Below are 13,056 nucleotides of genomic sequence, written 5' to 3' on the forward strand. Positions count from 1 at the left end.
TCTGGGTTATGGCTGCAATTTCAGAACAAATAAAGATCGATTAATCTTAAATATGAGGTTTTGAATGAAGAGACTTCATAATCGGTAAAAGTAAATGAAATCGTGGAGGAATTCCGCTGAAGCTAAAATAGACCTCCCTTAAGCGGTCTCATTTTCACAAGTGAAATAGAGGTTGGGAGTTGCGATTTTAATAGAAGATTGCAGTGTGTTTGGAATCGATCAGGCGTTCTAATTTAGTCGCGTTTGTTCAGAAAATGAAACGATCCGATTCACCTCCTCTCTTAAGAGAGAAGATTCCCTCCATCAATGAAAATGATGAAGCAGAGGCGCGTTATTAAAGAGTGACTTGATGTCGTTCTATGCAAGAATTTGAATGAAGAAACTAAAGTGGAGGCAAAATCATCATCCCGATTTCGTAACATTTGCAACCATACATGACGGAATCGAAAGCATGGCAACAGGTCGTACCTGAATGAGCATATTCCGGCAGACGGCCTGTGATTTTTATTGACATCGCAGGCACTGATCATATCCTGTGCCTCTTCGGGAGTCGCCTGATATTTCCTGGGAGATGACATGCCAATTCCCACGAGGCAAAACCAGATCACAGTCATTACTTTAAACCGAGCCATCGTTTGTTTTAATGATGGATGTCTTCCTATGAACACCAGGGGGGCTGAATAGGGATAAGTAAAAAACTTCCCGTCATGTCATGATTATCGAGAATCAACTATGATTCTATATCGAATTCGTGAGGAAGGTTCTGAGGGTGATAGGTCCCCTCTTCTTGATTCATCCGATTAATTACTGAATGATGTAGTATCGGTTTTGTTACTTCAGGGACGACTGATTCAATCGTCCTGCGAGCCCATAAGTTCGGTGTCTTCCAGATCTTACTGCCATGATTTGCGGAAAAACTCCGCCGAGGAATGAGTTCAAATTCTGGCATTCATTTGTACTCACAATATGATGAGTGAATACAGATGGTCCTTGAGATTAATTACATCGCGAGAAACATTGAAGGATACTCAATATTCTATTTTATTAAGAATAAACTATAGAATTCTGCTGAGTTAGAAAGATCTTGTCGACTTTGCGAATGAGATAATTTACAATACGAGGTCGCCCATCATTGCACAGTTTGAATCAGGCAGGAAACGAGTATGAAGCGAACTCACTCAGTGGCTTTACTCATCGAAACTTCTAATTCCTACGCGCGAGGTGTTCTGGAAGGAATTGCCAAATATGTCCGGTTACACGAGCGCTGGTCTATTTATCTACCGGAACAGGAACGAGGTGGGCAGCCTCCTGCCTGGTTGTCTGAATGGAAAGGAGATGGCATCATTGCGCGGGTAGAAACGGATAAAATCGCAGCCATTTTGAGAAATACCGGTTTACCGATCGTCGACGTAAGTGCTGCTCGTCATCTGCCAGACATCCCTTGGGTAGAAACGAATGATGAAGCGATTGCTCAAATGGCCGCAGAACATTTGATGGAGCGCGGTTTTCAGAATTTTGCTTTTTGTGGTGATCCTAGTTTTAACTGGTCAAACTGGCGAAAGCAGTATTTTGCTCAAATTATTAAAAATGAAGGACGACAATACTTTGAACTCGATTCCGTTTCACAGAACTCTTCTGAATATTCGTGGAGTGTGGAGCAAAACGAACTAGTCAAATGGTTAAAAAAGCTTCCACGTCCCGTGGGCATATTTGCCTGTTTTGACATCAAGGCACGCGCGTTACTTGATGCTTGCCGGGAACTTGAAATCGCCGTTCCTGAGGAAGTTGCTGTTTTAGGAGTTGACAATGATCACCTGCTGTGTGAACTCGCAGACCCACCTCTTTCCAGCGTTCGCTGCAATGCTTCTCGGGCAGGTTTTGAAGCTGCTCACTTGCTCGACCGTATGATGGCGGGCGAATCCGTGAATCCCAATGCATTATTGATTGAACCGATTGGTGTTGAAACCCGTCAATCTACAGACATTCTCGCGATTGATGATCCGGAAATTGCTCATGCCGTAAGTTTCATTCGTAAAAATGCTTATTCAGGGATCAATGTTAATGACGTTCTGCAAGAGATCCCGATTTCACGACGTGCAATGGAACATCGATTCCAGAAATTACTCGGACGAACTCCGCATCAGGAAATTATCCGACTAAAAATTGATCGGGTGAAAAATCTACTCACTGAAACGGAGCTTTCACTGTTCGAAATCGCGAACTGTGCAGGATTCCAACATGAAGAATATCTATCAGTTGCGTTCAAGAAGGCGGTCGGCATCCCCCCCAGTCAATACCGTCGTCAACATTCCAATCTTTGATGAAATCTTGCTGAGATAAGTTTAGCTCCCTTTGTAATTTAAAATTCGATCTACTTTTAAATTACGAAACGTTGGCGATAATCAGGTGTTTGCGAAGTGTGGTCGATGCTTGATCCAGCCTCATTCAGCTATCAGAATCTGCGTCCAATGTCATTGAAATGAGATTCCCTCCCTCGAGGAGCCACATTTCCTGGGAAACTGGCACGTTTTCGAATTTTTGTACTTTTCCCGAAGTCCAGCGAACAATCAGTTCATCAATTAAACTGGCACGTCCCACACCAACTACAATACGGCGCTCGTTGCTGGCTTGATACCCGTCTCCTGCAGTGAGTTGACGTGTAATCGTGTTGCCGTTGATTCGAACTTGAATCGTTGTTCCAATCGCATCTCGATTTGACTCAACGCCGAAGAATCTGAGTGAAAGAAAATGTCCTGTCGAAACACTGGTATTTGTTAATAGAGCGGAGCCACCATCAAGATGACCAACGATCAGATCCTCTCGCCCATCTCGATTCCAGTCAATTCTAGCAACGGATCGTCCCAGTCTTTGTTGCTGAAAATACGGACCCAATGTGGTTGCATCGACTTTCAAGAATCGCTGTCCGTTCCCCTGATACAGATGTGGTCGCATTTGATACGGTCGTCCGTATTGGCGCAAGTCATCAACGTGTCCATTCGAGACGAATAATTCAAGACGTCCGTCAAGATCCATGTCAAGGAATTGTGTTCCAAACCCGAGGACATTTAATGTGGGAGCATGCAGCCCCAGCATACGGGTTCGATCTTCGTAAAATCCTGTCGTCGAATTCGTATAGATGGTATTTGATTCGCTCAGGAAGTTCGTAATATGGACATCCAATTCTCCATCATCATTGAGATCGCCAAGGCTAATCCCCATACATCCTTCGGCCTTTCCATCCTCATTGAGTGCCAGGCCGGCCAGGGTCCCACGTTCCTGTAAACTGATCTTACTGTTACTGTTCGACTCGTTGACGAAAAAAAAGTTCGGCCCGGTGTCATTCGCAACGAGCAGACTCAGTTTTCCGGTTCCGTCCGAGTCCCAAACTGCGACACCGAGTCCTTTTCCGTTTGGTTTTACGGAGAGAAACTCTTTTGTCGCATCAGTAAAGTGTCCGTTTCCGTCATTCAACCATACACGGTCCGTCTCCCCTTCAAAGTGAAACGGTAAGCATGCGCGCGGTGTCCCATCAGGGTGTTTACAAACTCGTTCGAAGACATCTTCTGCGGTTAAATAGTTAACGGCGTAGATGTCTGCCAATCCGTCAGAGTTTAAATCGGCTAGAACGCAACTCGTCGTCCACTGATTACCACCGACCTCTGCCACTAACGTCACATCTGAAAATGTACCATCACCATTATTCATCCATAAATAGTTCGCCCCAATGTTGGCTACATACAGATCTGGAAACCCATCTGTGTTAAAGTCCCCGACGGCAACTCCCTGCCCAAAGCCGCTTTCTCGAATACCGCCGCCGCTCGTCACATCGTCAAAACGAGTTGCCCCACGATTCCGAAAGAGACGATCGGAGAAATGATTCACTTGCGTGTTGAGTGGCCAGGGGCGTCCTTGTGTGAAATAAATATCGGCGAAACCATCCATATCGAAGTCAAGGACGCCGATTCCGCCGCCTGTGAATTCAAACATTCTCCGCGAAGGGGAGCCCTGGGTCCCATTAAAATACTGGAAATTCAAACCATTTGCTTGCGCATCGTCCCGAACAGAAATTGTTGATGAAGTGATTAAACTAATATTGTCTGGAGATTTATGAGACTCATGAAAGTTTGGAAGAGGATACATCGAGAGGTCAACAGACTTTGCAACGTTCGCTGTATTGGCTGTCAGCTGCAGCGCGATGCCCTCAACTTGTTTTTTTAGTTCATTCAGATAGAGCTGCGCATTCTGATGTAATGGATTAACTCGCACAGATAAGAGGCACCAGGCATAAGCTTCCCAGAATCGGCCAACTGATTCATAGCTTCTTGCTAATTCCAATACGGATTCGATGCTTGGTTGATCATTCATTGAAAAAATCCGATCTTGGGTCACATTCAATTTCTGTAGTTGATCAACGTGTTCTGCAAATTTTTCTGCCGTTTCGGTGTCTCCCGTTTCAAACAGTAAAGTTGCGAGCCGAAAGTTTGGAAGTTTTGATTCCGGGGCGCGCAGGGCCGCTTCCCAATAACAACGAATCGCCGCTTCTTTCAATCCCTCTTTCTCTGCGGCTTGTGCACGAATAAGCCAGGTCTCCGAATAATGTTCTGCCTCAGGCGGTATCTGTTTTTCCCAGAGAAAAAGTTCATTGAATCGACCTGTAATCAGCAATTGACGCCCCAGCGCTACATGGGCGGCAATAAGATCGGGCTGTCGATCGATCGCGTCTCGAAGTAATTGGATGGCGCGTTCGGTTTGCTCGTTCTCTGCAGCGTGCCAGGCAAGACCCAGCAAAGGATTCGCATCATCGCGAACCTCTACATTCGCCCGCTTCAGCGCATCCTGATCGTGAATGACACCTGATTCTCGCGCGAGCAGCATCAGCAAATCCGTTTCTACTCCCAGGCGAATCAATTTTAAGACGTGGGGAATTGCGTCAGTCCGCCGCCCGCAGAGCCCCAGAAGTCTCGCCAGATTGGAGTTGGCCTGTATGTTTTCCGAATCAAGATCGAGCGCCCTGCGGTAGGACTGTTCTGCATCGGTAAATCGACTCAGCTGATAATGCTGCAAATCTGCTGTGAACAATGCTGCACGTAGAAGCACATCCGACTTGGATGTTTGCAATTGGTTCAGGTAGTCGAGTGCATGTTGATATTTTTCTTGTGATACGGCGCACTCAGCTGCGAGAAATACCGCTTCATCAAGTCCAGGGTTGATATTCAGAACTTGAGCGGCTTTTCTTTCTGCCTGTTGTTCCCGTCCCATCGCATGGTCACGTTTAGCCTGTTGCATCAATCGTTCTGTACTAACATTGGGGCTCCACAATTGATACCAAGTTACCCATCCGCATATTGCGAGGATCAACAGAACAATACCCAGCCCAACCCGCCTTCGATTGGATCGAGATTGTGTAAGGGGAGAGTTATCTTTTGCGGACATTATGTTTCTCCGAGACCGCATTGGAATTTGCCAGCTTACTTTCATATTCCAATTTTAATTCGGCATTTGATTTTTCGAGATCCGAACCGCGCCATAGTGCGAAATGAGTCTTTCCCTCCACCAACTCCAGAGTGGCATCGACCGGAGGGTTCTTCATTCTTGACATACCACCCGAAGGCCAGTGGATCAGGATTTCTTGAATGGAGTCAGCTGTTCCCAGTCCGAATTGAACCATCCGCTGATTACTCGCCATGTAACCATCCCCGGCCACGATTTGCTTTTTCCAGCGTCGATCTTCCGTGACAACCTCCACGACAGTACCAATCGCATCACGTGCGGTTCTCGTCGCATGCAGACAGACATTAATGAAATGGCCACTTCCAGTGGTCCGATTTGTCATGAGAGAAACAGGTTCGCTGATTTGGGAAACGACAAAATCCGGCAAGCCGTCCCGGTTCCAGTCAAGACGTGCCAACCCTCGTCCTAGAATTTTTTTCTCGAACCATGATCCTACATCAACTGCGGGAAGTTCGATAAAACGCCCTTTCCCCATGTTTTTGAAAAACTGAGAACGCATTTGATATTCGCCTCCCACATCACGATAGTCGTCGACATGACCATTTACCACAATGATATCTACCGCACCGTTGAGATCGGCATCCAGAAACTGCGTCCCCCAACCGACAAAAGGCCAACTCGGGCCAGCCAGGCCAGCTTGTTTTGTCGCGTCAATAAAGATTCCCTCTGTGTCTTGCGAATAGAAAGTGTTTGATTCATCTTTAAAGTTCGTGACAAAGAAATCGATCCGCCCATCTCCGTCTGCATCGTCGGCGGCAATGCCCATACAAGCCATTGACAGTCCATCTTCGTTGTGGGAGATTCCGTCAATGAATCCTCTATTTTCCAAACGAATACTGGAAGAATCGTCTGTGCTGGAAGCCTGAAGCAGAAAATTAGGAGTTTGATCATTGGCTACAAACAAGCATGGTCGTTTGCGATCATGTAGATTAAGTGCCACGACCCCCAGGCCTTTTGCTCCCGCTGCAGGAGTGATATCCGGAATGCAGGCAAATGTTCCATCACCTTGATTCAGATGCAAACGATCTGGAGTTCCAATGAAAACGGAGGGAGAGCATGCTTGCCCCTGGCAGATTGCCGTATAGATATTCTTTCCTTGCAGGTAGTTAACGTCAAACAGGTCTGGTAATCCGTCTGCGTTCAGATCAACGACGACACAGCTTGCCGTCCAGTCTTGTCCTGTTAGTCCACATGCATCGGTAACATCTTCGAACGTACCGTCTCCATTGTTCTTGTAAAGCCGATTGCGACCGATGTTGGCGATATAGAGGTCGGGAAATCCGTCATTATTAAAATCGGCTACAGTCGGACCTTGTCCATATCCCTGATTTCCGAGACCTGATAAATCCGTAATGTCTTCAAATGAGTCTCCCAAGTTTCGGAACAAGTGGTCTGTATACTGCTTGGAAGGCGACGGCTCTGTCTTACCGGATTTCCATTCCGTCCCTTGAGTAAAGTACAGGTCAGGCCATTCGTCTCCGTCGAAGTCCACAACTGCTACCCCACCACCGTTTGACTCAAATACACGTACACCCTTTGTCGATAGATCGGGACTATTGAAGTAGGTGAAGTCGATGCCGGTGTCTGATTGTGAGAACCGAATTTGAGCATTGACCTGAAATTTGGAGTCTTCGACCGAAGAATTCAGATCGACTTGCGGTAATTGGAACTCTGGATAAGACGTTAAGTTAATTCTTTTTGTCAAATTTTGAGCGTCTTGCACCAGTGGCAGGTCGCTATTCAATAGAGGCGCACATCGCGCTAAATATTGTTGTGGCCAATCGGATGTATTAAATTGGTTACGCGCCAGGACCCCCCAGGCGCATGTCTCCCAAATTCGTCCCATTTTTTCCAATAAATCCAGTGTTTGATGAACGGCTGCTTCATTGAGTCCCCCACTCCGTAGTACGTCGTCGACTTGCTGTGTCAGTTCGACCATCTGAGCCGCTCTCTCACGAAATGCTTCCGAAGCTATTTCGCCAAGTGATGCCAACACCTGACTGAGTTGAACGTTCGCGCGCCGGTGTCTTGGGTCGCGGCAAACACATTGCCAAAAGCAATGTGCGGCCATATGACGTTGGTCATGTCGGCGTGCCCAAAGCCCGCGAACATACCAGATATCCGGATGCGATTCGGCTTCGTCCGGTAAATTCAGGTGCCATTGCACAAATTGTGTTTCTTTATCATCGAGCAGTAATTCTCCCAGCATTGCCTGTGCGGAGATCAGTTCGGGAGTTTCTAAAACAATCTGACGCAAGCTTTCTTTTGCCTGATCTGGCTCACCGTCCCAGAACGAATGCGCGGCTAGCCCGAATCGTACATAGGGATCATCTTTTGATTTTAGCAAGCAAGACTCAAGGAATGCTTTATGCTCAACATGTCGATCAAGATCCGCGAAGATTGCCAATTCATTAATCGTGGCTGTGCCACTACGAACCAGAAAAAAGAAATGGGGTAATGCTTCCCAGCGTGCTCCGGTAGTACTGAGTAAGAATGCGAGCCGTTCGTGAGTGGCAGCATTGTCTGGGTTTGCATTCAGCACTTGCCGATAGGCCTGAATCGCATTCGTCAATTGTCCAAGCTCACGATAGACTTCGGCTAATGAAAATCTGGCTACTTTGGTGTGTTTTGGGGTTTTGCTGGAATCAATCGCCAATTGAAAGTATTCCAGCGCATCGATGAATCGTTTATCGTGCATGGCAGCTTCTCCGGCCACGATGAGAGCAGCTGAGCGTTCGGGGGCACTGGCAGGAATATCCATGGCAAGTTTTTCGGCGCGGTCGAAGTCTTTTTTGATGAGGGCCGCTTCAGCCTGCTGAAGAGACATGGCCGGATCAACAGGTTCTGACTCACAACCGCACACACTGGCCAAGCAGAGTGTTCCGACGAACAATGCCACTTGCCATCGAGCAAGTAGCATTGCATCAATTCTCAAGTGTCTCCCATTGGACATAGTGCAATCAGCACTCCATCCCGCTATTTGAGTTCGAAATCGAATTTGTTCTCTCCACCGGATTCGACATTTGCTGATAACGGAGTCGTGGCCACATCGGAATATTGTGCCGAAATTACGTTGTCAGTCGTTTGCGTCGCTTTCGCGTCGTGGCCGCTGACTGAATCGTAGTTCTTTGTAGGGTCGGTTCCATGAGCAGCATTAATGTTACTGGCGTTAGCTGCTTTGCCTAAGTACTTGGTAACCAGCACAGCATACGTGCCGGCAGCTGCTCCGTCATCGGGATCGTAAGTCGTCAGTTCAAACGCGCCAGAGCCGTTGGTGCGTCCATAAGCAACGGGTTGTTTTTCCCTGGACACAAAAGTAACGCTTGCGCCTGATATGGGAGCACCCCCTAATTTCACGGTTCCGGTCACTTTATAGACAGGCTTCCGATCTTCTTCACTACCTCCACTACAACCGTATGAAAACATGCAAATAGAGATGATAAGTAAAATCCGTACTCTCATTGTAGGAATCCCTTAGAAATTGGTATCACGAATAACGCTACACATAACCATTGCGGAGGGCGGTACTCTGACCGCCCTCCGGTTTTCAGGTCGATGGTGAATAGACTGATTCAGCCAGCCTAGAACTCGCCGATCGTTTCGCTCCCTGCGACAGAACCCAATGCGCCCCAAATACCATAGGGGCTCCTTGTGGCACCTGCGGGAGATGGTGAAGCGGGATTGCCGGCGTCAATGTTCTCACTGATAAACCGAACTGCTCCATCCCCCATAAGAACCTGGGCACCTCCTGCGTGATGGCTGGTTGGATCCTGGATCCCATCGTGATCATCACCTGGCTGAGTACAACTCGGCTTATTGGGGCCAAGGATGGTGGTCATACCGGTAAAACTTACCGTTCCATCCATCCAACGCAAACCTGCCCAACGACTCGAACTCCCGGCATATTGGTCGGTTGAGTTATTGTAGTTATTGAGACAGACCGATGCGTCTGCACGATATTGGGCTTGAGTAATATTTGTGGCAATTGCACCAGTCAGAATCGAATTTCCACCCGGCTTTGCTTTAATACGCTCACCCATGGCAATCGTGTTACTTAAGCCGTCGGTGATGTCGCGGATTCTTCGCACGTTGGAGTTGCCTGATCCACCAACAAAGAAACCTCTCAGGCCACGACCACCATTTCCGTTCCATCCGGGGTTGGTGTCCCAGGCAGTGTCACCTCGCGAGAACATGTAGTTGCATTTGGCACGTGGATTTTCTTCGGTCGTGTCTCCGTCTGATGGACACAACAGCATGGGGATTTTTGTTATGACAGCTTTGTGATTGTTATCCCAGGGAACAAAATCGAATCCATTATAATTTGTGGTCCCATCGACTGCAGCGGCAGTACCACCCGCTGCAATTAAATTAAAGAGTGGAGCCTGATCAATAAAGGGAAGCATGCCCACAAACCCACTCTGCCGCCGTCCTCCCGGACCGCCGTTGGACCCAGCTCCCATCGGCATACAGCCATGCACTTCGTGATAACCATGCATCGCGATTCCCAATTGTTTCAATTTGTTTTTGCATTCTGTCCGACGGGCTGCTTCGCGCGCCTGTTGAACAGCTGGTAGTAGTAAGGCAATCAAAATGGCAATGATGGCAATGACAACCAGTAACTCAATAAGTGTAAAACCATGTAATGAAAAACCACGTTTCCGCTGACGTTTCAGGTCCATGCCTCTCTTCCTTTCATTAAAAAATGAGATAAGACAAATCGTGATAGATGAATTTTTTGCCAAAAGTGGCGTATCGATTCTTAGAACCGTGAAGGAATTTTCCGCAGGCAACTCCAAAATTAAGAACGATGATTCTGGAACTGCAGTGGAGGTAAATGCCTTTTAATTAAAGGTATTTACAAAATAAAAATGCATAAATAAAGCCATAAACATACAGATTGACCATTGGACTACGTTATACAGCAGTATTGAGAAGTGCTAACGAAATTTTGAAAATAAAGAATTTTGCGTTAAATCTAAGTGAAGACAACATTTCATGAAGTGTAAGTTTTCCCTCTTTTGCGGAAACTTAGATGATTGAGAATTAGCCTTAATTATTACTCATTAAGACATTAAAGAATGTAGTCTTCTTTAAGAACATCTAACTGTGCAAAAGGCATTTTACTTGTTGAGGGATATGTACTAATTCTTTGATTCAAAATTAGTCGTATAGCAAAATATGTTATTTCAAGCCGCATTGCCATGAGTTAATGCGTATAAGACTTGAGAAAAATTGCACGAGGTCGCATGCCTGGAACTGATTGTCCAAAAGCGTTGTAACATTGAGACCATGTTGAATGTGTTACAAACGATGAGTAAAGTCTTTCCGCAGCGAGAAATTAGTGAGCAATCCTTTGATAGCTGGCTAGCTCAGTTTCGTGGGAGCACCTTTCAATGCATCCAAACGGCTGAAAGAGCAGGAACATGAAAACAGGCAACGCAAAAGTTGCTCACTGAAGCAGGGCGGTGTGGAAGCATCATAAATTGTAATGCAAGCTAAATTAGCTCCACATTAAAAGTACCCCATGATTCTGTTTCACGATTCTGTTTATTGAGAAGAAATACGAGCTCAAACTACCCGGTTGATTAATACCGCAATACTCAAATTGACAATCCTCGGAAGCCCGGTATCCTGATGAGGGAGCTGTTTTCTCATGATCTCTCTTCTGTCTGATTCTTCTTTCAATCGTTTCCAATGGTAGTTCTGCATTAACAGTCATTTTCATATCTGTGTCTGAGACTTGAGGTAGTTTGATGATCGATGGGAGCCATTTCATTGCATGACTTTATCAGTCCGAAGAGTAATTAAATCAAAACCAGCTTTCGGAACTCTTGTCGTTGTTATCTATGCAACCTTGGCTATCTGGTCTACATGGCCATTGGCACGTTGTCCGACAACGTGTTTACCAACGGGGACGTCAGACTCATTAACAGTTCCGATGTTCAATCTTTGGACAATCTGGTGGAATGCGGAAGGGTTTTTGCAGGGGACTAACAGCTATTGGAATGCGCCGATATTTCATCCAACCCCAAATACATTTGCATTTTCGGAGCCACAAACAACTACGATTCTCATGGCGCCCCTCTTCTGGTTCACCCAATCTCGCGTTCTCGCCTATAACATTTATCTGTGGTTTGCATTGTTGCTCAACGGACTGTTTGCATTTTTGTTATTGAGAAAATTAAATGTAAATCGTTCCATTGCAATCGTGGGGGGAGCCATGCTGTTGCTGCTGCCGATTGTACACTGGCAACAAGATGTCCTGCAGTTGACCCCCCTTTGGGGGATCCTGTGGACTTGGATCGTCTTGTTGAAAATTTCCCGAAGCTCTTCCCTTTTTCTTGGAGCGGAACTTGGGGTCGCGTTCGGACTCACTTTTCTGACCTGTAGTCACCAGGGCTTCTTTCTGGCGGTGCTGCTTCTCGGGGCTGCAGGGACATTGTGGAAGCGGCTGCTGAATCCGAATTTATGGGCCACTTTGGTCATTGGAATTTGTGTTGCAGCAGTGATGACAGGCCCCGTAGTTTTCCATTTGAGAAAAGCCTCTGAAGAAAACTCCTTCAAACGTCACCCGATGACAGTCTTACAACTTTCTGCTCTACCAGGAGACTACACCGCATCGAAAGGCAGGCAGTTGATCGAATTTGATATCTGCGCAGCGCGAGACCAGAGTCGACTTTCTCCCGGGTGGTTTAAGGCCGGGTTTGCTATGATCGGAGTCATTCTGGGATTGAAGCGGAAACGTTGGCGATGGTGGACGATGTTTATGCTGATTACCATGCTTCTTGCCTTTTTGCTTTCTCTGGGACCGAACCTTCTTATCTATGAATGGCGACCCTGGTGGACTTTGACAGAGTATTGCCCCGGATTTTCTCTAGTACGCAATGTTTTTCGATTTGCATTTTTCGTGCAAATGACGATTGCTCTACTGGCCGCTCAAGGTCTTTATGGAGCTTTCCTGATTAGTCGAAGATTGTGTTCGAGAAAACAGCAAAGTTATATAGTAAAACCTGCGCTTCTAATCCTTTGTCTGATTGCTGTGTTTGAGGTGTTTCCATCTGAACCTGCGCTTGAAAAAATTCCCAGTGCCGAAAGTCATGCTGGGTGGATTCAGTTTATTCGAGAGAATACTCCCCCCAACCATGCAATAGCTTGTTTTCCCTTTGCCGCTGGATTTAAAGTCAAAGACTTTGAGACCACGGCAAAGTGGATGTACTTTGGCACGTTCCATGGTGTCCCACTTGTCAATGGCTATTCCGGTTTCTTTCCGGATGAGTATTTCGACATTTGCGAAGCCATCAACGCAGAACCCTCATCAGAAGCAGTGTTCCGAAAACTTGCCGATTCCAAAGTGAAATTTCTGGTGGTACAGCGATCTTGGGACAAGAAAGGTGCGTTCAGCGATACCAGATTCGATTCTATTTTAATTCAGTCTGTTTATTCTGATCCCGTTGGTATCGATGTCTATCGTTTACAGCGAGTTGAAACTTCGAGTGATCAACTGAAATAGACCTCAGACTAAAATGTGAGCGTCATTCCTGGGGG

Annotated in this window: 6 protein-coding genes; 2 read left to right on the top strand and 4 right to left on the bottom strand. The window is 46.5% G+C overall.

Translation table 11 applies throughout. The features are described from left to right. Positions 1–1,163 precede the first annotated feature (1,163 nt). A complete protein-coding gene (locus tag Pan241w_RS01725; RefSeq protein ID WP_145210030.1) occupies positions 1,164–2,321 on the top strand; it encodes a XylR family transcriptional regulator in 1,158 nt (385 codons plus the stop codon). Between the two features lie 124 nt (positions 2,322–2,445). Here the strand turns inward: Pan241w_RS01725 and Pan241w_RS01730 are convergent, their stop codons facing one another. The 4 genes from Pan241w_RS01730 to Pan241w_RS01745 form a co-directional block, all read right to left on the bottom strand. After that, positions 2,446–5,286 carry an FG-GAP-like repeat-containing protein gene (locus Pan241w_RS01730; RefSeq protein ID WP_198000264.1) on the bottom strand — a complete coding sequence of 947 codons (2,841 nt, stop codon included), beginning with the start codon at positions 5,284–5,286 and terminating at the stop codon, positions 2,446–2,448. 130 nt (positions 5,287–5,416) lie between these two features. After that, positions 5,417–8,431, bottom strand: coding sequence for an FG-GAP-like repeat-containing protein (locus Pan241w_RS01735; RefSeq protein ID WP_198000265.1), 3,015 nt, complete (start codon positions 8,429–8,431; stop codon positions 5,417–5,419). A 56-nt stretch (positions 8,432–8,487) separates the two neighbouring features. After that, the gene (locus tag Pan241w_RS01740; RefSeq protein WP_145210039.1) at positions 8,488–8,973 is read right to left on the bottom strand and encodes a carboxypeptidase-like regulatory domain-containing protein; all 486 of its coding nucleotides are present in this window, start codon (positions 8,971–8,973) and stop codon (positions 8,488–8,490) included. A gap of 119 nt (positions 8,974–9,092) precedes the next feature. Continuing rightward, the gene (locus Pan241w_RS01745; RefSeq protein ID WP_145210042.1) at positions 9,093–10,190 is read right to left on the bottom strand and encodes a DUF1559 domain-containing protein; all 1,098 of its coding nucleotides are present in this window, start codon (positions 10,188–10,190) and stop codon (positions 9,093–9,095) included. Between the two features lie 1,100 nt (positions 10,191–11,290). Here Pan241w_RS01745 and Pan241w_RS01750 point away from each other — a divergent pair. Next, positions 11,291–13,021, top strand: a complete 1,731-nt coding sequence (locus Pan241w_RS01750) for a hypothetical protein (RefSeq protein ID WP_145210045.1) — start codon at positions 11,291–11,293, stop codon at positions 13,019–13,021. Positions 13,022–13,056 lie beyond the last annotated feature (35 nt).

The organism is Gimesia alba (assembly GCF_007744675.1).
GTDB classification, from domain to species: domain Bacteria; phylum Planctomycetota; class Planctomycetia; order Planctomycetales; family Planctomycetaceae; genus Gimesia; species Gimesia alba.

Bases quoted from the DNA above. Each gene is read 5' to 3' on its own strand.
- Pan241w_RS01725 (WP_145210030.1), top strand. From the start codon at position 1,164: ATGAAGCGAACTCACTCAGTGGCTTTACTCATCGAAACTTCTAATTCC.
- Pan241w_RS01730 (WP_198000264.1), bottom strand. From the start codon at position 5,286: ATGCAACAGGCTAAACGTGACCATGCGATGGGACGGGAACAACAGGCA.
- Pan241w_RS01735 (WP_198000265.1), bottom strand. From the start codon at position 8,431: ATGCTACTTGCTCGATGGCAAGTGGCATTGTTCGTCGGAACACTCTGC.
- Pan241w_RS01740 (WP_145210039.1), bottom strand. From the start codon at position 8,973: ATGAGAGTACGGATTTTACTTATCATCTCTATTTGCATGTTTTCATAC.
- Pan241w_RS01745 (WP_145210042.1), bottom strand. From the start codon at position 10,190: ATGGACCTGAAACGTCAGCGGAAACGTGGTTTTTCATTACATGGTTTT.
- Pan241w_RS01750 (WP_145210045.1), top strand. From the start codon at position 11,291: ATGACTTTATCAGTCCGAAGAGTAATTAAATCAAAACCAGCTTTCGGA.